Here is a 21,265-nt window from a genome sequence, read left to right as displayed (position 1 = left end):
GGGACTCCTCAGTCCTCGAAGATCTGGCCGACAGGCTCGCGCTTCTCCGCCTGGAAGCGGTCCTCGGCGCGGCCGTGGGCCCAGTAGCCGGAGAGCGACAGGTCGGCGCGCGGGACACCGCGCTCCGCGAACACGCGGCGCAGTGCCTTCATGGCCTCGCGCTCGCCGTGCGCGAAGACGTGGACCCGGCCCTCGCGCCACGCGAGGTCGGCGACGGCGTCGGGCAGGAGCGTCGTGGTCCCTGCGGGCGCGTCGCCGCGCAGCAGCCAGGTGACCTGGACGCCCGCGGGCGCCTCGAGCGGGAGCCGGTCCGCCTCGGTACCGACCTCCAGGACGGTGTGCCCGACGGCGTCGCGCGGCATGGCCTCGAGCGCGGCGGCGATCGCGGGGAGCGCGGAGTCGTCGCCGGCGAGCAGGTGCCAGTCGGCGGCCGGGTCGGGCGCGTAGCCGCCGCCGGGGCCGGAGAAGACGATCCGGTCGCCGGGCTTCGTGCGCGCTGCCCACGGCCCGGCGAGGCCCTCGTCGCCGTGCACGACGAAGTCGATCGCGAGCCGCTGGGCGGCCTCGTCGACCCACCGCACGGTGTACGTGCGGGTGACGGGCAGGTCCTCGGGCGCGAGCGTCTCGCGCAGCGCCTGGACGTCGTAGGGCGGTTCCAGCCCGAGCTCCGGCTTGGCGAAGATGATCTTGACGTACTTGTCGGTGTGCTCGTTCGTCGTGAACGCGGCGAACCCGTCGCCCCCGGCCACGACCCGCACGAGGTGCGGGGAGAGCCACGCGGTCTCGAGGACCTCGAGGACCGTCTGGGGGCGGGCGCGCCGCGGCGCGGGCGCGGTGGTGGTCGACATGACAACCTCTCGTCGGTGACTTAGGTGAGGCTAACATCACCGCCTGGGTGCGCGGCCGTGACCCCGGTCACGGAGCCGCGAGCGCCGCGGCGTCCCGCGTGAACTCCGGGCGAGGTCTGGCCGAAAGGGACTCATACACGCACCCTGTGCCCTCCACAGCGACCGCACAGACTCCCCCGGCGGAATGGGAACGTCCTCGACCACGGCGCCCAGCGCCCCGGCACCCGGAGGCCTCGTGTCCCAGCCCGTCCTGTACCTCGTCGACCTCGTCGCTGTCACCGTCCTCGCGTTCGGCCTCTACTTCCCCCGGCACCGGCGCCGCGACCTCGTGGTCGCGTACCTCGGCGTCAACGTGGGGGTGCTCGCGGTCGCGGCGACGCTCGCGACGAGCAGCGTGGGCGCCGGTCTGGGGCTCGGGCTCTTCGGGGTCCTCTCGATCATCCGGCTCCGCTCGACGGAGCTGTCGCAGACGGAGGTCGCCTACTACTTCGCGGCCCTCGCGCTCGGCCTCCTCGGCGGCCTCGGCGCGACGACCGGCTGGCTCTCCCTCGCCGGCATGGCGCTCGTCGTCGGCGTGATGGCCGTCGTCGACCACCCGCGGGTCCTGCGCCGCGCGCAGAGCCAGAGCGTCGTCGTCGACCGCGCCCTCACCGACCGCGCCGAGCTCACCCGCTACCTCGAGGAGCTCCTCGGCGCCGAGGTCCGCGGCGTGAGCGTCCAGCGCCTCGACCTCGTCAACGACACCACGTGGGTGGACGTCCGCTACACCGAGCCGCGTGCCCGCCGTCGGGCGACGGCGGTGCCCACCCGGGCGGCCGCCGCACCCCTCCCCGTGCCCGACGCCGCGCTCCCGGCCCCGCGCGAGGCCGCGCCCTTCGCACCTCTCACCCCGGCGACCACGACGCCGGCCCGGCCCGAGCGGACCGAGGTGCGCGCATGAGCCCTCGGACCGTGACGGCCGACGACCGGGTGCGCGCCGTCCTCTGCCCGCTCGACGGCGTCGGCCTCGACGAGCTCGTCGATGCGGCCGCGCTCCTCACCCGGGTCGACCGCAAGTACGTCCTCCCGGTCGACGACGCCGTGGCCGTCCTCGACGACCTCGCCCGCGTGACCGCAGCCCGCGTCCTCGAGATCGACGGCGCCCGCAGCGCGGCGTACGAGTCGGTGTACTTCGACACCCCCGACCTCGCGTCGTTCCACCTCACGGCGACCCGCCGCCGTCGGCGGTTCAAGGTCCGCACCCGGACCTACCTGGACTCGGGCGCGAGCTTCCTCGAGGTCAAGACCCGCGCCGCGCGCGGCACGACGCTCAAGCAGCGCGTCGCGCACGACGAGTGCCCGACCGCGCTCGGCGACGGCCGCACGTTCGTCGGCCGCACGCTGGAGGCCGAGGGGATCGACGGCGGGTCGCACCTCGCGCTCTCGCCGGGGCTCGTGTCGCGGTACCGCCGCACGACACTCCTGCTCCCCGAGGCCGACGGCGCCGCGCGCGCCACGATCGACACCGGCCTCGCGTGGGAGCTCGACCAGCCGGACGGTGACGTGCCGCTCACCTGGTCGGTCCCGCACCTGGTGGTCGTCGAGACCAAGGGCGACTCCACGCCGTCGGACCTCGACCGGCTGCTGTGGCGGCACGGCCACCGGCCCGAGCGGATCTCCAAGTACGGCACCGGGCTGGCGCTCCTGCGCCCCGACCTGCCCGACGGCCCGTGGCGGCGCGTGATCCGGCGCCACCTCACCCCCTCCCCCGGCGCGACCGCACCCGCGGGGACCACGACCACACCCGCCCGCACCCCCGGGCACGACGACAGGAGCCTCTGATGCGCATCCGCCGACCCCTGACCTATCTCACTGCCGCCGCCGCGGCAGCCGTCCTCGCGGGCTGCTCCGTGCTGGGGAGCGATGCGACGACGGACACCACCTCGTCGGGCACCACCGAGACCACGACCACGAGCGTCGCGGCCGACGCCGTCGCCGGGCTCACCCCCGACGAGGCTCGCGCGGACAACACCGAGGTGACGGTGGACGACGCCGACCTCGAGTACGACGAGTCCTCGGCCGTGGCCGTCACGCTGAACGACGACACCGCCACGGCGGACGGCGACGGCGTGACCGTCGACGGCTCGACCGTCACCGTCACCGCACCGGGCACCTACGTGCTGAGCGGCACTCTGGAGGGGCAGGTCGTCGTCGACACCGCGGAGGACGGGCTCGTCCAGCTCGTGCTCGACGGCGCCGACATCACCTCGACGACCAACGCCGCCGTGAACGTGCAGGACGCGGAGAAGGTCGCCGTCGTCCTGGCCGACGGGTCGACCAACAGCCTCACCGACGCCGAGACGTACTCCGCCCAGGACGCCGACGGCGAGCCGGACGGCGCGCTGTTCTCGACCGCCGACCTCGTGATCGGCGGCGACGGGGCGCTCACCGTGACGTCGCACGCGAACGACGGCATCGTGTCGAAGGACGGCCTCGTCGTCGCGGGCGGTGACCTCACGGTCGACGCGGGCGACGACGGCCTCCGCGGCAAGGACTACCTCGTCGTCACGGGTGGGACGCTCGACGTCACCGCCGCGAAGGACGGGCTGAAGTCGACCGAGGACGGCGACGAGGCCCTGGGGTTCGTCGACGTGCGCGGCGGGACGGTCACCGTCGCGTCGGGCGACGACGGCGTGCAGGCCGTCACCGACGTCATCGTCTCCGGCGGGACGCTGTCCGTGACCGCCGCGGGCGGAGCCGGCGCGACCGTCGCCGAGGACGCCTCGGCGAAGGGTCTCAAGGGCGACATCGGCGTCGTGGTCGGCGACGACGCGACCGTCGCCGTCGACGCCGCCGACGACGCGCTGCACTCCAACGGCGCCGTCTCCGTCTCGGGCGGGAGCGTCGAGCTGTCGTCCGGCGACGACGGCGTGCACGCCGACGGCGACGTCACCGTCTCCGGCGGCGACCTCACCGTCACGACGTCCGTCGAGGGCATCGAGGGCGCGGCCATCACGATCTCCGGCGGCGACCTCGACGTCACGGCGACCGACGACGGCCTCAACGCCACCGTCGGCTCGACCACCGACGACACGGCGACCGGCACCGAGGGCTCGGCGGGCGGTGACGGCTCGACCGGCGGTGACACCGCGGCCGGGGCGGCGCCCGACGGTTCCGCACCCGACACGTCCGCGGACGGCACGATGCCCGAGCCTCCTGACGGCGCCGCAGCCGACGGCACCCCGCCGGAGATGCCGGCCGACGGTCAGATGCCGGAGCCCCCGCAGGGCGGCGAGCTCCCCGACGGCACCGAGATGCCCCAGGGCGGCCCCGGAGGCGCAGGCGGCGGCATGGACACCGACGACGGCTCGACGCTGACGATCTCCGGCGGCACCCTCACCGTCGACGCCGGCGGCGACGGCATCGACTCGAACGGCTCGCTCACCGTCACGGGAGGCGAGATCGTCGTCCAGGGCCCGACGAACGACGGCAACGGCGCGCTCGACGTCAACGGGGCGTTCACCGTCAGCGGCGGGTCGCTCCTCGCGGCGGGCAGCGCGGGCATGGTCGTCGCGCCGTCGACCGACTCCTCGCAGGGCTGGCTCTCGGCGAACGTCTCCGCGAGCGCCGGCGACACCGTGACGATCACGGACGCCGACGGCACCGTCCTCACCGAGTACACCGTCACCAAGGACACCGCGAACGTCGTCTTCTCCTCGGCCGACGTCACGACAGGCGAGACCTACACCGTGACGACCCCCGCCGGCTCGGCGACCGCCGTCGCGGGCGAGTGGTCCGGCGGCGGCATGGGCGGCCCGACCGGCGGCGGCCGCCCGGGCTCCCAGGACGGCAACACGACCCAGGACGGCACCACCGAGTCCTGACCCGTCCCGCCCCCGACGCTCTGCCCGACGGTCACCACAGGCCGTCGGTCAGAACGCTGCCCGACGACGCAGAACGATCGTCGCACCGCAGGCCCGCGGAGACCGGCCCGCGGCGAGCGCTCGCCCTCAAGCCCGCGGGTCGGGTCCGCGGTGGGGGCTCGCCCTCAACCCGCGGGGTCGGGTCCGCGGTGGGGGCTCGCCCTCAACCCGCGGGGTCGGGTCCGCGGTGGGGGTGGCCTCGGTTGCTCGGGGCTGCGGCGCCGTCACCCCGGCCGGTCGGCCTGGGTTCGAGGAGCGCCGCTCTGACGCCCCTTCGCATCCGAGCCCACCCCCACCGCTCACCTCTCGACCCGCCCTGCCCCGACGCCTGGCCGACCAGGCGGTCCCGGCAGGCCGAACAGGTGATCATGGCTCGTCCACCACCCAGGACCAGCCAGAACCACCTGCTCGGCGCGATGCGACGCAAGCGGATCCGACACCGCGGGCAGTCGCCCGAGGCGAGCGACGACCAGGGTGAGACGAAGCCGGGCGGGGTGGGTGGTGGTGCCGCGTCGTGGCGGGCCTGGCGGGAGCCGCGAGGAACGAGCGGCGGATGGTAGACGCGGCACCACCACCCACCCCGACCACCCCAACCCGACCACGCGCCGTCGGGCACAAGAACCAGGGTTCTACTTCGGCGGACTGCGGTTCTACCTCGGCCGACCAGGGTTCTCTCTCCGCGCGACCACGGTTCTCCCACGGGTCGCGTCGTACGGTGGGAGGCGTGCCCATCGACCCGACCTCCCCCAGCTCGTCCGGTCCGTCGGCGGCGTCCCCCGCGCACGTGGCGACGTCCTCCGCCGACCTTCCGCCGTCGACCGTCCCGACCCTGACCTCGCGGCTCGCGTGGCGCCCGAGCCAGCCACCGCCGTCGGGCACGGAGCCGGCGCCGCCTCTGGGGACGGCCGAGGACGCCGTGAAGCTGCTGCGCGGCCTGCGGGTCACGGCGCTGACGGGCGCGGGGCTCTCGACGGACTCCGGTATCCCGGACTACCGCGGCCCGGACTCGCCCCCGCGCAACCCGATGACGTACCAGCAGTTCGTCCAGGACGAGGCGTTCCGGCGTCACTACTGGGCGCGCAACCACGTCGGCTGGCAGCACGTGCACCGCACGCAGCCGAACGCGGGCCACCGCGCGCTGGCTCGGCTGGAGGACGCGGGCGTGCTCGTGGGGCTGATCACGCAGAACGTGGACCTGCTGCACGAGGACGCGGGCAGCAGGAACGTCATCGACCTGCACGGCCGCTACGACCGCGTCATCTGCCTGCGGTGCGGGCGCGTCATCTCGCGCGAGCACCTCGCGGACCGGCTGACGGCGCTCAACCCGGGCTTCATCGAGAGCATCGGCGACGTCGCGGACGTGGAGATCGCCCCGGACGCAGACGCGGTGATCGAGCAGACGTCGCACTTCCGGCCCGCGCCGTGCGAGTTCTGCGGCGGGGTGCTCAAGCCGGAGATCGTGTACTTCGGGGAGAACGTGCCGCGCGAGCGGGTCGACCGGGCGTACGCGATGGTCGACGCGGCCGACGCGCTGCTCGTGGCCGGGTCGTCGCTGACGGTGATGAGCGGGCTGCGGTTCGTGCGGCACGCGGCGAAGGCCGGCAAGCCGGTCGTCATCGTCAACCGCGGGTGGACGCGTGGCGACCCGCTCGCGACGCTCAAGGTCGACGCGGGCACCACGGAGACCCTCACCGCCCTCGCCGAGGCGCTCACGCGCTGAGGCGACCGACCCCACGAGCGGTGGGGAGGAAGGACGGCGCCGGGTCGTGGCGGGCCTGGCGGGAGGCGCCGAGGAACGAGGCGCCGGATGGTAGACCCGGCGCCGTCCTTCCTCCCCACCGCGACCGCGACGACGGGGGCGGTGCGCTCAGCGCTGCGCGCCGAAGAAGTCGCGGAGCAGCCGTGCGCACTCGTCCTCGCGCACGCCACCCACCACCTCGACCGCGTGGTTCGCGCGCTGGTCACGGACGAGGTCCCACACGGAGCCGGTCGCGCCCGCCTTGGGGTCCCACGCGCCGAGCACGAGCCGCTCGACGCGCGCGAGCACGAGCGCCCCGGCGCACATGACGCACGGCTCGAGCGTGACGACGAGCGTGCACCCCTCGAGCCGCCACTCCCCGAGCGTCGCGGCCGCCTGGCGCAGGGCCAGCACCTCGGCGTGCGCGGTCGGGTCGCCGGTCTCCTCGCGCCGGTTGCGACCGACGCCCAGCAGGCGTCCGTCCGGCCCGACGACGAGCGCCCCCACCGGCACGTCGTCGCTCGCGAGCGCGTGCGTCGCCTCGTGCAGCGCGAGCCCCATGAGCGCGTCCCAGACCTGGCGGCGCCCCGCGACCGTGTCCGGCGGGAACGTCCCGTCCGCCCACGGCAGGTCGAGCCCGCGCCCTCCCGGCGAGCCGCCGGTCGTCGTCGCGCCGGACGCCGGGCCGTCGGTACCCGAGGTCGTCGTCGCGCCGGGCGCCGGGCCGTCGGTGCTCGACGCCGGACCCTCGCCCGGGCGGGCGGGATCGCGGGGGTGGGCGACGTCGTCGGGCACGAGACCTCCGGAGGGTGCGACGAGCTGTCAGGGGGCACGTCGCGCGGACCCGCGACGCGGAGCTGACGGCTCGGTCGTGCGACGAGCTGCCAGCGCCTCACCAGGCTATAGACCGACAGAGGGCTGACAACTCCCGGCGCCGGACCGGTTACCGGGCGGTACGGGAGGGCTCACGGTCGGATACCGTTGTCGTCATGCGCCTGCACGTCGCCGACCACCCGCTCGTGGCCCACAAGCTGACCGTCCTGCGGAACAAGGAGACGGCGTCCCCGACGTTCCGGCTCCTCGTCGACGAGCTGGTCACGCTCCTCGCCTACGAGGCCACGCGCGACGTGCGCGTCGAGCCGCACGAGATCGAGACGCCCGTGACGACGACGGTCGGCGTCCGCCTCGCCGAGCCGCGTCCCCTGGTCGTGCCGATCCTGCGCGCGGGCCTGGGGATGCTCGAGGGCATGACCCGCCTGCTGCCGACGGCGGAGGTCGGGTTCCTCGGCATGCAGCGCGACGAGGAGACGCTGGAGGCGGTCACGTACGCGAACCGCCTCCCCGACGACCTGACCGGTCGGCACGTCTTCCTCCTGGACCCGATGCTCGCGACGGGCGGCACGCTCGTCGCCGCGATCGACTACGTCTTCGCGCGCGGGGCGCGCGACGTCACGGCGGTCTGCCTCCTCGCGGCGCCCGAGGGCATCCAGGTGCTGGAGAACGCCGTCGGCGACCGCGTCGACGTCCAGCTCGTGGTCGCCGCGGTCGACGAGCGCCTCAACGAGAAGGCGTACATCGTGCCCGGTCTCGGCGACGCCGGGGACCGCCTGTACGGCGTCGTCTGACGCTCTCACCTGCACGGACGGCCCCGGGCTCGGGTGTCCCGCCCGGGGTCGCGCGCAGGATGCCGCCCGGAAAGCGAGACCGCCGACGTCCGCATGCTGAGAAGTTCCGTGGCCCCTCTTGGCGTACCGCGCGGTGCGCTGCCATGCTCGCTCCCGTGAGCACGTCGACCCGTCCCGCCAGCGCGCCGTCCGGCGCGCTCCCGGGCGCGGTCATGTGCGTCTGTTGTCAGGCCTGAACCCTCTCCCGCACCTCGGTTCAGCCCTGACCCCTGCCGACCCGCCGGTCTCCCCGGCGCTGCCGTCGGCCCGACGCACCCGGAGCCACCCATGACGCTCACCGCCACCCGCCCTGCCCGCCGCTCGTCGGGCGTCCACGGCACCGCGCCGCGGCCCCTCGCACCGCACACCGCCGCACCTCGCACCCCCGACTCCCGCGCCGCCGTCGGGACGCCCGCCGGACCAGCGCGCCCGGCGGTCCCGGCCCCCGCCGCACCGCGCCGCAACCCCGGCTTCGTGCTCTACGTCGGCGTCGACGCCGCGCCCGGCGAGCAACCGCAGGCACAGCTCGTCGAGCTCGCCGAGGCCCTGGGCGAGCTCGCCCGCGACTGGCTGCCGAGCGCCGAGACGTACACGGCCCTCGCCCTGGCCGAGCCCACCACCGCCACGACGTCACCCGTCCAGGACATCGCGGCGTTCCGCGAGCGGCTCGCGACCCTCTCGCCCGTGCCGCGCGTCGTCATCGACCCCGCGGGCCGCACCGTCACGGTCGAGGGACGGTCCGCGCGCCTGACGTTCCGGGAGATCGAGCTCCTGTCCTACCTCGCCCGGACGGCGCACCGCGTCGTGACGCGGGCCGAGCTGCTCGAGACCGTCTGGGCCGACCACGAGGTCGCCGCGGGCAGCCGCACCATCGACGTCCACGTGCGCCGCCTGCGCGAGAAGCTCGGGCTGGAGCACGTCATCACCACGGTCCGCGGGCTCGGCTACCGGTTCGACCCGCAGACCCCCGTCGTCCTCGGCGGCACGGGGGACGCCGCCTGAGGACCCGCGCTGCCGGGCCGCGGTCGACGTGGGGGCACGTGGGGGACCACGCGCCCGGCAGCGCACCCCGCCCAGGGTGAGGACGCTCGCCGGGCGCGGACGCCGTCACGGCGATACGTTCGGCCCATGCGCACAGTCATCGCGGGAGGTCACGGCCAGGTCGGCCGTCGCCTCGCCAGGGCCCTGGTGGAGCGAGGCGACGACGTCGTCGCCTTCGTACGGTCCGCCGCGCAGATCACCGATCTCACGGAGCTCGGCGCCCACGTCGCGCTCGTCGACCTCGAGAAGGACGACGCCGTGGCGGTGTCGTTCGAGCTCGAGGGCGCGGACGCCGTCGTGTTCGCCGCCGGCGCCGGTCCCGGGAGCGGAGCACCACGCAAGGACGCCGTCGACCGGGCCGGGGCCGCTCTCCTCGCCGACGCCGCCGAGCGCGCCGGGGTCGGACGCTACGTCATGCTCTCGTCCCGCGGCGTCGAGGCGGCGCGCGCCGACGAGCGGCCGGACGACGTCGACGACGTGTTCTGGGCCTACCTCCAGGCGAAGGCCGCGGCCGAGGACGACCTGCGCGCGCGGGACGCCCTGCAGTGGACCATCGTCCGGCCGGGTCACCTCACCGACGACCCCGGTGTCGGCCTCGTCGCGCTCGCGCCCGTCGGGGACGAGGGCAAGCCGCGCGGCAAGCGCCGCAAGCCCGGGGCCGCCGTCGGCGAGCGGTCCGACGTGACGCGCGACGACGTCGCGCTCGTGCTCGCGGCCGTCCTCCACGAGCCGGGGTCGTCCGGCCTCGTCCTCGACCTCGTGGGCGGCGACCGGCCCGTCGACGACGCGCTGGCGGACGTCCTGCCGTAGCAGCCTCGCCCCGTCAGCCCTCGCCGCAGCGGGACTGCCGCTCCCAGAAGAGCCATCCGAGCACCGGGTCGTCGGGCCGTACCCCGAAGTGGCTGTTGCGGGCCGCGTAGGTCCAGCCGCGGTACGAGACCTCGGCGGAGTGGTCGTACGCCGTCCAGGACTGCCACGGCTCGGGGCACTGCCGCGCCGCGGTGAACGGGTCGACCTTGAGCGGCTGCGACCACGAGCCCGCGTGCACGACGTACGTCGCGCCGGACCACGGGGCCTCGCCCAGCTCGACCGTGCGCCGCTCGCCCGCGGCGAGGTCCCACGAGCCCTTCGCCTGGCCGGTCACCCGGAACGTGACCGGCACGTTCGACGCCGCGTTGTCGAGGAGCACGGACACCGCCCGGTACGAGTGGTCGCGGTCGCCGTCGTACACGGGGTCGCCGAGCACGAGGCTCGCCGTCGGACGGACGACGGCGCAGTCGCGGGCGGCGAAGTGGGCGGTCACCTTCTGCGTGAACACCGTCCCGAGGACCGTGCGCGAGAGCTCGAACGTGACGGTGCCGCCCTTCACGGCGAGCGCGCCGGTCGCGACGTCGACGCTCGTGCCGCCTCCCGGTGGGACGTCGCCGAGGTCGCGCACGCCGAACGGCGTGCTCGCGACGACATGGGTGGGTTCACCCGAGTCGTTGCGCAACCCCACCGTGAGCACGACGCCGTCCGGCCCGGCCGCGCACTGCGTCACCGCCGTGAGGGTCGCGGACCAGTCCGGGACGTACGTCGCACCCCGGTGCGTGGCGGTGAGCGAGACGTCCACGAAGCCCTGGCCGAGCACCGACCGGTACTGCCGGAACGACACCGCCCCGGGCTTCGCGTCGAGCGACCTGGTGTCGATCGTGAACGTGGCGGTCTGCCCGGGGGCGATCTTCTGCACGGGTGCCGAGTCGCCGTGGGCACCGCCCAGCATCCGCGCGTCGATCGTCTCCGGCGAGTCGTTGGTCAGCGATCCGACGAGCTTGACCGACCCGTCCTGCCAGCGCGCTTCGACCGTCGCCGTGCGCGCCCACTGCGGTGAGTACGTGACACCGCCGTAGCGGGCCTCGACGGTCTGCGGAGCGCCCCCGGCCCGCTCGACGGTGAACGTCGCGGTCCCGGCGGGGACCGAGAGGGCCTTCGCGTCCACGGTGAACGTCGCGTCCGCGCCCGGCGCGACCTCGACCGGCGCCGCGTCGCCGTGCGGGGTCGACATCGCGACCCGGAGCGGCGTCGACGTGTACGGGTTGTGGAACGTGCCGGTCACGAACGCCGAGCCGACGCCCGCGCCCGGCGGGACGGTCCAGGCCGCCGTCGCGGCGGCGGCGCCCGCGACGCGGCCCCAGTCGAAGCAGTCGACCCCGGCGAGCTCGTGGGAGACCGACGCCGCGCCGTCGGCGAGCACCGCGAGCGTCAGGCCCTGCGACCCGACGCCACCCGGGACCGAGACCTCCTCGGCACGGCCGCCCGCGACGGTCTGCGTCAGGTCGTCGCGGCCCGCGACGCTGAAGACGACGGGCACGGTCGATCGGGAGTTGTCGTAGCGCAGCGCGACCGGGGCGGAGGATGTCTCCGTCGCCGCGTCGAACGCGCACGTGCCGACGACAGGCTCGCCCACCGACGGGGCGTACCGGACGGCGGCGAAGGCCGCGGCGACCTCGTGCGTCCCCGGCGAGCCGTCGGCCCGGGTCGCGCGGAGCACGACCTCCCCCGCCGCGACGTCCCGCGAGCCGGTGTCCACGGCGAGCGAGACCTCCTCGCCCGGCCCGACCTCGACGGGCCCCGAGGTCCCCCAACCCCCCGCCTCCAGCACGACGCTCAGGCGCGCCGCCGCGTGGCCGTTGCGGAACGTGCCGGTGAGCACGACCGAGCCGCCCGCGTCGGACGGGACCCACGACGCGGACGCGGCGCCGGACACGTTCCAGTCGAAGCAGTCGACACCCCGGACCGGGTGGGAGGCGAGCGGCGCGCCGTCGGCTTGCACGGCGAACGTCGCGCTCTCCCCACCGACGGTCGTCGTCACCGTCTGCGTGGCTCCCGCCCTGACCGAGACCGGCCCGCTCACGCCCGGGACGGAGAAGGTCACGGGCAGCGTCGACGCGGTGTTGTCGAGGTGCAGCGTCACGGGGGCGCTCGACGTGTCGGTCGCCGGGTCGAACGCGCACTGACCCACCGTCGGCGCGGGGGCCGCGGGAGCGATCCGGTGCCCCTCGAGGAGCACGGGGAGCAGCGACTGGTAACCCTTGCCGTCACCGTCCGCGTCGGTGTGCCAGCGGTACTGCCGCAGGACGGCGTTCGCGCGCGTGGTGTCGCGCAGACCCGTGTCGAGGACGAGGTCGCCCGAGCGGCCGTCCGCGAGAGGGGCGATCGCCGCGGAGTCGGCCACGCCGGACCACGTGCCGGCGTCCGGCGCGAGGAGCCGTGCGTCGAGCCCCGCGCCCGTGCCGTTGGTGACGGTCGCCGTGTAGCGGACGGTGCCGCCGTCGTTGTCGGCCACGACGTCCACGTCGGCGGCGGTGAGCCACGGCGGCGGGGTCCAGCAGTCGAGCGCGGCGAACGCGCCCGCGTCGAGCGGGATCGTGAACGTCTCGCCCGCGACCGTCGTCGACAGCACGAGGCTCGCGCGCCCAGCCGGGAAGCGCACGCCGTCGTCGACCCGGAGCGTCGCCGTCTCCCGCGCCGCGAGGACCGCCGTCGCGGTCGACCCGGCGGCGTGCGCGGTCACGGTGAGGTCGTCGTAGGCCGTGGTGTTCGTGTAGGTCGCGAGGACCGAGGCGAGGCCGCCGTCGGTCGCGGCGCACTGCGGCACGACAGCGCGGCGCTCGCCGTCCGGGTCGAGCAGGCCGTCCCCGGCCGCCGCCCAGGGAGCATCGACCTCGGGGTCGACCGACGCCCTGCCCGTGTGCGCACCGTCCGCGGTCGCCTCCACCTGGAGGTCGGCCACGTCGTCCGGGACGTCCGCCAGGTCGGCGAGGAGACGCACCGCGACGTCCACGGTGGCCCGCGGTGCGAGGGTCGTGCCGTTCGGCGACGCACAGGTCACCGTCCCGTCCTCGGTCGCGTCACAGGTCCAGCCTGCCGGGCCGCCGCCGACGAGGCTCAGCCCGTCCGGGAGGTCGACCGTCACGCGGGGCTCCACTGCGGGCCGGTCGCCGCTGTTGCGCAGGGCGACCCGCAGCGTCGCGTCGCCGGGGTTGTCGAACGCGAGGACCGGCTCCGCGGTGACGCGCAGCTCGGGACCCCAGTAGCTGACCTGCGTCGGGGGGAACGACCGGTGCGACGGCTCGATGCCCTTGGCCCGCAACGACGCGGTGAAGGCGTACTCCCCGCCCGAGTCGGCCTGCACCTGGACGGCCAGGTCCTGCGTCGCGCGCGGCGCGAGCACGCCGACCGAGCACGTGACACGGCTCGACCCGTCGCTCTGGGGCACCGCGCTGCCGCACGGGAGCGCGGCAGCCCGGACCGGGCCTGCGGCCGCCGCCCCGCGCGCGACGAGGGAGGCGCTCTGGGTCGACACCCCGGCCGGGAGCGTGAGGTCGACGAAGACCTCCTCCGCGGACCGGCCACCCGTGTTCGACGCCGTCATGACGAGGTCGGCGGGCTGCCGCGCCGCGAGCGTCACCGGCGCGAGCGAGAGCTCGAGCGCTGCCGGGGCCGGCTCGGGAGTGCCGGGGTCGGTGGGTCCGGGGTCGACGGGCCCGGGGTCAGACGTCCCGGGGTCGGTCGGCCCCGGTGCGCCGGTTCCGGGGTCGGGTGCCGCCCCGCCGGGGGACGACGACCCGGGCTCGGAGCCGATCGGTGCGCCGTCGCCCGTCGTCCCGTCGCCGGTCCCCGTCGTGTCCCCGGTGCCGGCGGTGGTCTCGTCGGTCGGGGCCGGCGGGATGTTCGTGGGCGACGTCGGGTCGGTGGTGGGGTCCGGCGTCGCAGTGGTCCCCGTGGTCGGCGACTCGGTCGGCGACGGCGAGGACTGCGCGGTCGGCGCGGGCTCGGGATCCGGCGAGAACACGCCCATCGCGCCAGCGACCGAGAGGCCCGCAACAGCGAGGACCCCGACCGTGACCGCTGCCGCGGCGAGCGGCGCCGACGAGACCAGCGCGACGAGCCCTCCGGCCGCGGCGAGCGCGCCTCCCCCGGCGGTCGCGCCTCCGGCGGCGGCCGCACCACCGACCGCCGCCCCTGCCCCGACCGCTCCGCCGGAGCCTCCGGTCGCGCCCGCAGCGGCACCCGCACCGCCCACGGCGCCGGTTCCCGCGACGCTCGTCCCGGCCGCGCCACCGCCGCCGGCCCCGGCGGCCGTGCCACCCGAGCCGCCTGCGGCACCGCTGCCACCCGCGGACCCCGCTCCGGCGTTCGACGAACCCTGCAGCGCCGCGCCGACGCCACCGGCCACGGCCGCGCCGCCGAAGGTCGGCAGCGCCGTCCCGACGAGGCCGAGCGCGCCGACGCCGAAGACCAGGGGCGCGATGACCGCCCGCATGCCGTGCGAGACGTCCCCGAGCTCGAGCACCAGCCCGCGGCACTCGCCGCAGCCGTCGAGGTGCGACTCGACGCGGGCGGTCTCACGCTTGGCGAGGCCGCCGCGCACGTACGACCCGAGGAGCGCGTTGACGGCGCGGCACTCCTCGGCGGGGACGGACGTGAGGTGCTGCTGGAGGTACGCCTGTCGCAGTCCCTCGCGCGCGCGGTAGGCGAGCGCCGAGACGCCGTTCGCGGTGAGGCCGAGGATGGGCGCGATCTCGGCCGGGGAGAGGCTCTCGACCTCGGTGTACCAGAGCACGGCCCGCCACCGCTCCGGCAGCTCCTGGTAGGCGCGCGTGACCGTGGAGCGCTCGAAGCCCTCGAGCGTCGGGTCCTCGGTGGACGCCATCGGCCCGAACGCGGTCTCGAACGTGCGCTCGTCGTCGGTCGGCTGCGTGCGGCGCGCGCCGTTGACGAGGTCGTAGGAGAGCCGCCGGACGACGGTGAAGAGGTAGGCCCGGAAGGTGACGTCGGGCCCCCCGCCGCCCTGGAGCACGGACAGGGTGCGCGCGAACGCGTCGGAGACGACGTCGTCGGCGTCGGCCGTGGACCGGACGTACTGGCGGGCGACCGTCCGGGCCGCTGCGGCGTGCCGTTCGTAGAGGGCGCCGTAGGCGCTCGTGTCGCCCTCGCGTACGGCGGTGATGAGCTCGGCGTCGCTGAACGCCTCGCTCCACACCCGTTCTTGCGCCTGTGTCATGTCACCGCCCCGGAGACCGCCCCGAACCGAGGCTACGGTGGCCATAGTAGACGGACGTCCAACTCCGGGTCAGCGGCCTTCCGGCGACGGAACGGTATCGGCCAGACTCCTCCGCTTTCGCCCCTTTTCACCCCGGACGCCGAGTCTCGGAAACTTCTTCGCGGACTCGCGTCATGGATCGGCCGGTCGCCCGTCTCATCTACATGGACCACCTCCAGGGGTACGCCGCGCCCGCGCACGACACCGTGCGCGAACGCTGGCGCAGGACGAGCGCGGACAGCGTCTGGCTGCGACCGGGCGACTGGTACCACCCTGCCGTCGACGCGCTCGTCGAGGCGATGTGCGAGGAACGGGACGGCGCGCCCGCCGCCGAACGGCTCGGCCGCGCGAGGGCCGAGGCCGGGGTCGGGATCGGCGAGACCCTCGACGACGTCGCGTGCCTGTACGGGGTGCACGACCGTGAACCGGAGGTCCGGCTGCTGCGCGCGGTCGCCGTCGGCTGGTCGGAGGGGTACGAGGCGACCCCGGTCACGCCCGAGGTCCTGGATCCCGAGTCGGGCCTCGCGACCGCCCAGTACCTGGTCCACCGGCTCCGCGAGACGTACGGCGTCGCACGACGCGCGGGCAGCGACGCCACGCGGACGCACGGTCTGCTCGTCGTCGACGTCGCGCTCGACGACCTCACCGGCTGGCAACGCTTCGCGCGGTCGGCCGCGATGGGGCGCGCGCTCACGCAGACCTTCGGGGACGGGCACCCGATGGCGTCCCTCGGGAGCGGGATCTTCGTCGTCCTCGGCGAGCGCGGCGCCGACGAGGGCGAGCTGCGCACGGTGCTGCGGCACAACATCGAGCGCACCGGCCTGACGCTGGGTGTCACGGCGATCCTGCGCCGTCCGCCGCGCGTCTGGCTCGAACCGCTGCCACAGACCCACGCGGCCGCCGTCGAGCTCCTGAACGTGCTGCAGCGCTGACGCACGGGCGGACCCTGCACGACGACGGCCCGCACCGGCACGACGACGCCCCGACCGCACGGGCGAGCGTGGGGTCGGGGCGTGTCAGGGGGCGTCCCGCGGGCCGGTGGTGGCCGGCCCGCCTTCAGGGAGAGGTCTGCGGTCGCCGCGTCAGCGCGGCGTGAAGGTGAGGCAGTCGGCCTTGTCCTCGCCGGACGCCCCGGCGCCGACACGGATCGACGGGGCCGAGCACTCGAGCGAGGCGTTGTGGACGCACTCGGTGCGCTGGCAGGCACCGACGTGCGCGAGGACCTTCTCCAGGCCGCCCTTGGTGCCGAGCGGGATGAACGTCGCGCACTCGGCGTCGCCGGCGTGGCCCGCGATGGTGACGGCGCCCGCGTGGCACCCGTGGTCGTGGTTGTACCCGCAGCCGTCGATCGAACACTCGACGACCTGCGGCATCTCCATGAGGCTGCTCATCGCGATCTCTCCTGTCTGCGAGGACCCGTGGGGGCTGGGCTTCCGTCGTCCACGGTATTCCTGGAATTGCGCGATGTATAGCAAGGAAGGCCTGGCTAAGAAACGCAAGAATGCAGGGTAATTAGCGCACGACATTCTTGCGAAAATGCGTGCCGGCGGGTTTTGCCGCCTCGTCGTGCCCGCGTGCCGCACCCGGCCCCGGGCGCACGGCTGACGCCGCACCGACCGGCGTCAGGAGCGCGCGTCGTCGGACCGCGGCCGCCAGATGACCAGCGCGCGCGCCTCGCCGTGCTCGACGAGCGTCTCGCGCAGCGCCTCCTCGACCCCGCGGCGCACGCTGCGCCCGCGCGGCACCACGACGACGTCGCCGCTCGCCGCGGCGGCGAACACGCGACCGCCCGGCTCGACCCGCGCGGAGAGCGCCTCGATGCGCCGCTCCAGGCGTTCGACCTGCGACTCGAGCGCGAGGATGCGCTGGATACCCGCGAGGTTGATGCCCTCGTCGTGGCTGAGGCGCTGCACCTCGAGCAGCTTCGCGACGTCGCGCAGGGAGTAGCGCCGCCCCCGCCCCGACGTGCGCCGGGGGACGACGAGGCCGAGGCGGTCGTACTGACGCAGCGTCTGCGGGTGCATGCCCGCGAGCGCCGCGGCCTGGGAGATGACGAGGACGGGGGCGTCCTGGTCGACGTCGCTCGCCGGAGCCCGTCCGGAGCCACGTGCGTCCTCGCCGACCGAGAAGTCATGAGTCTTCCGGTGGGCCATCACGACCCCCTTACTCCGCGGCCTGACGGACCAGGTCGGCGCGCACGTCCTGGCCGTCCGTCTCGGCGGCGAACGTCTCGACCGCCTCGCGCGCGGCCTTCGAGAGCTTCTGCGGCACCGCGACCTGGACGGTGACGAGCAGGTCGCCGGTCGCCTTCGCGGTCTGCACGCCGCGGCCCTTGACGCGCAGCGTGCGGCCCGACGGGGTGCCGGCGGGGACCTTGACCTTCACGGACGCGCCGTCGAGCGTCGGCACGCTGATCGTCGCCCCGAGAGCGGCCTCGGCGAACGTCACGGGGACGGTCGCGCGCAGGTTGTTCCCGTCGAGCGAGAACACCGGGTGCGGGGTGACGTGGACGGTGACGACGAGGTCGCCGTCGGGCCCGCCGGCCATGCCGGGGCGTCCCTTGCCGCGCAGCCGGATCTTCTGGCCGTCGCGCACGCCCGGCGGGATGCGCGTGGTGACGTTGCGGCCGTCGACCGTGAAGGTGACGGTCGAGCCCTCGACCGCCTGGCGGAACGGGAGGGTCGTGGCCGCGGCGACGTCCGCCCCGGCCCGCGGGCGGGGGCCGCCGCCGAACTGCTGCGCGCCCGCGCCGCCGAACATCGAGCCGAGGATGTCCTCGAACCCGCCCGCGCCCTGACCACCGGTCGAGTAGCGGACCCGGGTGCCGCCCGGGCCGCCGCCGCCGAACATGCCGCCGAACACGTCCTCGAAGCCCGCGCCCCCGGGACCGCCGGGGCCCGCGGAGAAGCGCGCGCCGCCGCCGGCCATCGCGCGGATCGCGTCGTACTGCTCGCGCTCCTTGGCGTCGGACAGCACGGCGTAGGCCTCGCCGATCTCCTTGAACTTCGCCTCGGCCGTCTCGTCACCCTGGTTCTGGTCGGGGTGGTACTGGCGCGCGAGCTTGCGGTAGGCCTTCTTGATCGTGGCGTCGTCGGCGTCCTTGGGGACGCCGAGCGCGGCGTAGAAGTCCTTCTCCATCCAGTCCTGTCCGGTCACGGCGCCTCCCTCCTGTCGGTGGTCGTGGTCCTGGTCCTTCGCGTCGTGGGGTGGTCGGTGATGCGTGTGCTGTGCTCGTCGCGGAGGTCCCCGCGGGCTCCCCGCTGTGATCCTCGCGTGCCCGACGGCGGGGCGCACCTTCGCGCGGAAGGTGCGCCCGCGCCGTCGGGCAGGCGGTGGTGGTGGCGCGGCGCTGCCCGCGCCGGGCCGCCTACTCCGGGCCGACGACCGAGACCCGCGCGGCGCGCACGACGCGGTCCCCGATCCGGTAGCCCGGCTCGATGACGAGGTTCACCGTGGTGGTGGTGGCCTCGGGGTCGGGCTGGTGCATGAGCGCCTCGTGGACGGTCGGGTCGAACTCCTCCCCGACCTTGCCGTAGCGCTCGATGCCGAACCTCTCCAGGCTCGCGTCGAGCTTCTCCGCGATCGCGGCGAACGGGCCCGTGAGCTCGCCGTGCTGGCGTGCACGGTCGACATCGTCGAGCACCGGCAGGAGCGCGGTGAGCACGTCCTCCACGCCCTTCGCCCGCGCGGCCTCCTGGTCGCGCAGCGAGCGGTTGCGGTAGTTCGTGAAGCTCGCCCGCTCGCGCTGGAGCGCGTCGAGGTGCTCGGCGGCCTCGGCCTTCGCGGCCAGGACGGCAGCGTCGACCTCGGCCTCGTCGGACGGCTCGAAGTCGAGGCCCGCGAGCGGGTCCGTCTCCGCGTCGTCACCGGCCGAGCCGCCGGCCGCCCCGGAGGCCGCGGCCTCCGGGTCGACCTTGCGCTTGTCGGTGAAGTGGAACGGCTTGTCCTCGGGGCCCTGGCCGGGCTCGCGCCCGGCCTGCTCCTCGGGGCCCCGGTCCTCGGGGGACGTCACTTCTTGTCGTCCTCGTCGTCCACGATCTCGGCGTCGACGACGTCCTCGTCCGGAGCGCTCGAGGCACCCGCGGCGGCGGTCGCGTCGTCCTGCGCGGCGCCGGGGTTGCCGGCGGCCTGCTCCTGCTCGGCCGAGGCGTAGAGCGCCTGGCCGATCTTCTGCGCGGACGCGACGAGCTTCTCGTGCGCGGTCTTCACGGCGTCGGCGTCCTCGCCCTCGAGCGCGGACTTCACCGACGCGATGTCGGCCTCGACCTCGGTGACGACGTCGGCCGGGAGCTTCTCCTTGTTCTCGGAGACGAGCTTCTCGGTCGAGTACACGAACGCCTCGGCCTGGTTGCGGGTCTCCGCCTCCTCGCGACGCTTCTTGTCCTCGGCCGCGTGCTCCTCGGCCTCCTTGACCATGCGGTCGATGTCGTCCTTGGGCAGCGCCGAGCCGCCCGTGATCGTCATCTTCTGCTCCTTGCCGGTGCCGCGGTCCTTGGCGCCGACGTGGACGATGCCGTTCGCGTCGATGTCGAAGGTGACCTCGATCTGCGGCACGCCGCGCGGGGCCGGCGCGATGCCGGTGAGCTCGAACGTGCCGAGCGGCTTGTTGTCGCGCGCGAACTCGCGCTCGCCCTGGAACACCTGGATGAGCACCGACGGCTGGTTGTCCTCGGCCGTCGAGAAGATCTCGCTGCGCTTGGTCGGGATGGCCGTGTTGCGCTCGATGAGCTTGGTCATCACGCCGCCCTTGGTCTCGATGCCGAGGGACAGCGGGGTCACGTCGATGAGCAGGACGTCCTTGCGGTCGCCCGAGATGACGCCGGCCTGCAGGGCCGCGCCCACGGCGACGACCTCGTCCGGGTTGACGCCCTTGTTGGGCTCCTTGCCGCCCGTGAGCTCCTTGACGACGTCGGTCACGGCCGGCATGCGGGTGGAGCCACCCACGAGCACGACGTGGTCGATGTCGGAGACGGAGACGCCCGCGTCGGAGATGACCTTGTGGAACGGGGCCTTCGTCCGGTCGAGCAGGTCCTGCGTCATCTGCTGGAACTGGGCGCGCGTGAGCTTCTCGTCCAGGTGGATCGGGCCGTTCTCGCTCATCGAGAGGTACTGCATCGAGATGGTGGTGCTCGTCGCGGACGAGAGCTCCTTCTTCGCCTGCTCGGCGGCCTCGCGCAGACGCTGGAGCGCGATCTTGTCCTTCGACAGGTCGACGCCCGAGCTGTTCTTCACCTGCTTGATGAGGTGCTCGACGATCCGCTGGTCCCAGTCGTCGCCACCCAGGCGGTTGTCGCCCGACGTCGCGCGGACCTGGATCGTGGAGAAGTCGTCCTCGTCCTTGCCGACCTCGAGGAGCGAGACGTCGAACGTGCCGCCGCCCAGGTCGAAGACGAGGATGAGCTCGTCCTCCTTGCCCTTCTCCAGGCCGTACGCGAGCGCTGCAGCGGTGGGCTCGTTGACGATGCGGGTCACGTTGAGGCCCGCGATCTGCCCGGCGTCCTTGGTCGCCTGGCGCTCGGCGTCGTTGAAGTACGCCGGGACGGTGACGACCGCGTCGGTGACCGGCTCGCCCAGGTACTCCTCGGCGTCGCGCTTGAGCTTGCCCAGGATGCGCGCGGAGATCTCCTGCGCGGTGTACTTCTTGTCGTCGATCTCCACCGACCAGTCGGTGCCCATGTGGCGCTTCACCGAGCTGATGGTGCGGTCGACGTTCGTGACCGCCTGGCGCTTGGCGACCTCGCCGACGAGGACCTCGCCGGTCTTGGAGAAGGCGACCACCGACGGCGTCGTGCGCGACCCCTCGGCGTTCGCGATGACGGTGGGCTCTCCGCCCTCGAGGACGGCGACCACCGAGTTGGTGGTGCCGAGGTCGATCCCGACTGCTCGTGCCATGTGTGCTGCCTCCGTTGTGGATGGGGTGCCCGACGGCGCACGCGCGCCCGGGCACACCGGGTTGAGTCTGCTTCACTCAAGGTAGGCACGCGGTG

At 74.5% G+C, this 21,265-nt stretch carries 16 protein-coding genes; 8 read left to right on the top strand and 8 right to left on the bottom strand.

The genetic code is table 11. The annotated features are described in order from the left end of the window. Positions 1–8: 8 nt before the first annotated feature. Entirely contained in the window at positions 9–848 is an 840-nt protein-coding gene (locus FIC82_RS04925; RefSeq protein WP_154797784.1) for a siderophore-interacting protein, read from the bottom strand. Positions 849–1,083: 235 nt separating this feature from the next. Between FIC82_RS04925 and FIC82_RS04920 the strand changes: the two genes are divergently transcribed. The 4 genes from FIC82_RS04920 to FIC82_RS04905 all read left to right on the top strand — a co-directional run bounded on the left by FIC82_RS04920 (position 1,084) and on the right by FIC82_RS04905 (position 6,470). Next, a complete protein-coding gene (locus FIC82_RS04920; RefSeq protein WP_216609987.1) occupies positions 1,084–1,788 on the top strand; it encodes a DUF4956 domain-containing protein in 705 nt (234 codons plus the stop codon). Beyond that, the gene (locus tag FIC82_RS04915) at positions 1,785–2,669 is read left to right on the top strand and encodes a polyphosphate polymerase domain-containing protein (RefSeq protein WP_154797782.1); all 885 of its coding nucleotides are present in this window, start codon (positions 1,785–1,787) and stop codon (positions 2,667–2,669) included. The genes FIC82_RS04920 and FIC82_RS04915 overlap by 4 nt, the downstream gene beginning before the upstream one ends. Further along, complete coding sequence (locus FIC82_RS04910; RefSeq protein ID WP_154797781.1) at positions 2,669–4,711, top strand: carbohydrate-binding domain-containing protein; 2,043 nt, start codon at positions 2,669–2,671, stop codon at positions 4,709–4,711. Before FIC82_RS04915 ends, FIC82_RS04910 begins: the two co-directional genes overlap by 1 nt. A 934-nt stretch (positions 4,712–5,645) precedes the next feature. Next, the gene (locus tag FIC82_RS04905) at positions 5,646–6,470 is read left to right on the top strand and encodes an NAD-dependent protein deacetylase (RefSeq protein WP_154799842.1); all 825 of its coding nucleotides are present in this window, start codon (positions 5,646–5,648) and stop codon (positions 6,468–6,470) included. A 147-nt stretch (positions 6,471–6,617) separates the two neighbouring features. On the opposite strand, the gene FIC82_RS04900 is transcribed toward FIC82_RS04905, so the two are convergent. Continuing rightward, complete coding sequence (locus FIC82_RS04900; RefSeq protein ID WP_154799841.1) at positions 6,618–7,049, bottom strand: nucleoside deaminase; 432 nt, start codon at positions 7,047–7,049, stop codon at positions 6,618–6,620. Between the two features lie 428 nt (positions 7,050–7,477). Here FIC82_RS04900 and upp point away from each other — a divergent pair, with 428 nt between their 5' ends. The 3 genes from upp (at position 7,478) to FIC82_RS04885 (ending at position 10,003) form a co-directional block, all read left to right on the top strand. After that, on the top strand, positions 7,478–8,113 hold the full coding sequence (gene upp / locus FIC82_RS04895) for a uracil phosphoribosyltransferase (protein WP_047232332.1): 636 nt from the start codon (positions 7,478–7,480) through the stop codon (positions 8,111–8,113). A gap of 327 nt (positions 8,114–8,440) precedes the next feature. Next, on the top strand, positions 8,441–9,154 hold the full coding sequence (locus FIC82_RS04890) for a winged helix-turn-helix domain-containing protein (protein WP_154797780.1): 714 nt from the start codon (positions 8,441–8,443) through the stop codon (positions 9,152–9,154). 126 nt (positions 9,155–9,280) lie between these two features. After that, positions 9,281–10,003 carry an NAD(P)-binding oxidoreductase gene (locus FIC82_RS04885; protein ID WP_154797779.1) on the top strand — a complete coding sequence of 241 codons (723 nt, stop codon included), beginning with the start codon at positions 9,281–9,283 and terminating at the stop codon, positions 10,001–10,003. A gap of 13 nt (positions 10,004–10,016) precedes the next feature. Here the strand turns inward: FIC82_RS04885 and FIC82_RS04880 are convergent, their stop codons facing one another. Beyond that, entirely contained in the window at positions 10,017–15,239 is a 5,223-nt protein-coding gene (locus FIC82_RS04880) for a sigma-70 family RNA polymerase sigma factor (RefSeq protein ID WP_168731496.1), read from the bottom strand. A gap of 173 nt (positions 15,240–15,412) precedes the next feature. Between FIC82_RS04880 and FIC82_RS04875 the strand changes: the two genes are divergently transcribed. Further along, positions 15,413–16,210 carry a hypothetical protein gene (locus FIC82_RS04875; protein ID WP_253691464.1) on the top strand — a complete coding sequence of 266 codons (798 nt, stop codon included), beginning with the start codon at positions 15,413–15,415 and terminating at the stop codon, positions 16,208–16,210. Between the two features lie 150 nt (positions 16,211–16,360). On the opposite strand, the gene FIC82_RS04870 is transcribed toward FIC82_RS04875, so the two are convergent. The 5 genes from FIC82_RS04870 to dnaK form a co-directional block, all read right to left on the bottom strand. Further along, positions 16,361–16,669: a DUF1540 domain-containing protein gene (locus tag FIC82_RS04870; RefSeq protein ID WP_154797777.1), complete on the bottom strand. Its 309-nt coding sequence runs from the start codon at positions 16,667–16,669 to the stop codon at positions 16,361–16,363. Positions 16,670–16,900: 231 nt separating this feature from the next. Beyond that, positions 16,901–17,431 (bottom strand): heat shock protein transcriptional repressor HspR, encoded by a 531-nt coding sequence (locus FIC82_RS04865; protein ID WP_154797776.1) that lies wholly within the window; start codon positions 17,429–17,431, stop codon positions 16,901–16,903. A 10-nt stretch (positions 17,432–17,441) separates the two neighbouring features. Continuing rightward, positions 17,442–18,434: a DnaJ C-terminal domain-containing protein gene (locus tag FIC82_RS04860; protein ID WP_168731495.1), complete on the bottom strand. Its 993-nt coding sequence runs from the start codon at positions 18,432–18,434 to the stop codon at positions 17,442–17,444. Positions 18,435–18,645: 211 nt separating this feature from the next. Continuing rightward, complete coding sequence (gene grpE, locus FIC82_RS04855) at positions 18,646–19,290, bottom strand: nucleotide exchange factor GrpE (protein WP_168731494.1); 645 nt, start codon at positions 19,288–19,290, stop codon at positions 18,646–18,648. After that, positions 19,287–21,170 carry a molecular chaperone DnaK gene (dnaK, locus tag FIC82_RS04850; protein WP_154797775.1) on the bottom strand — a complete coding sequence of 628 codons (1,884 nt, stop codon included), beginning with the start codon at positions 21,168–21,170 and terminating at the stop codon, positions 19,287–19,289. The genes grpE and dnaK overlap by 4 nt, the downstream gene beginning before the upstream one ends. Between the last annotated feature and the right edge of the window lie 95 nt (positions 21,171–21,265).

The sequence above is a fragment of the Cellulosimicrobium protaetiae genome, from assembly GCF_009708005.2.
Taxonomy (GTDB): Bacteria; Actinomycetota; Actinomycetes; order Actinomycetales; family Cellulomonadaceae; genus Cellulosimicrobium; species Cellulosimicrobium protaetiae.
Note: the sequence above shows the minus strand (reverse complement) of the source record. Positions and strands in the feature narration are given on the sequence as shown.

What these genes read in the sequence shown, in the direction of transcription:
- FIC82_RS04925 (WP_154797784.1), bottom strand. Translation starts at nt 848, where the DNA reads ATGTCGACCACCACCGCGCCCGCGCCGCGGCGCGCCCGCCCCCAGACG.
- FIC82_RS04915 (WP_154797782.1), top strand. Translation starts at nt 1,785, where the DNA reads ATGAGCCCTCGGACCGTGACGGCCGACGACCGGGTGCGCGCCGTCCTC.
- FIC82_RS04910 (WP_154797781.1), top strand. Translation starts at nt 2,669, where the DNA reads ATGCGCATCCGCCGACCCCTGACCTATCTCACTGCCGCCGCCGCGGCA.
- FIC82_RS04900 (WP_154799841.1), bottom strand. Translation starts at nt 7,049, where the DNA reads ATGGGGCTCGCGCTGCACGAGGCGACGCACGCGCTCGCGAGCGACGAC.
- upp (WP_047232332.1), top strand. Translation starts at nt 7,478, where the DNA reads ATGCGCCTGCACGTCGCCGACCACCCGCTCGTGGCCCACAAGCTGACC.
- FIC82_RS04890 (WP_154797780.1), top strand. Translation starts at nt 8,441, where the DNA reads ATGACGCTCACCGCCACCCGCCCTGCCCGCCGCTCGTCGGGCGTCCAC.
- FIC82_RS04885 (WP_154797779.1), top strand. Translation starts at nt 9,281, where the DNA reads ATGCGCACAGTCATCGCGGGAGGTCACGGCCAGGTCGGCCGTCGCCTC.
- FIC82_RS04880 (WP_168731496.1), bottom strand. Translation starts at nt 15,239, where the DNA reads ATGACACAGGCGCAAGAACGGGTGTGGAGCGAGGCGTTCAGCGACGCC.
- FIC82_RS04875 (WP_253691464.1), top strand. Translation starts at nt 15,413, where the DNA reads ATGGATCGGCCGGTCGCCCGTCTCATCTACATGGACCACCTCCAGGGG.
- FIC82_RS04870 (WP_154797777.1), bottom strand. Translation starts at nt 16,669, where the DNA reads ATGAGCAGCCTCATGGAGATGCCGCAGGTCGTCGAGTGTTCGATCGAC.
- FIC82_RS04865 (WP_154797776.1), bottom strand. Translation starts at nt 17,431, where the DNA reads ATGGCCCACCGGAAGACTCATGACTTCTCGGTCGGCGAGGACGCACGT.
- dnaK (WP_154797775.1), bottom strand. Translation starts at nt 21,170, where the DNA reads ATGGCACGAGCAGTCGGGATCGACCTCGGCACCACCAACTCGGTGGTC.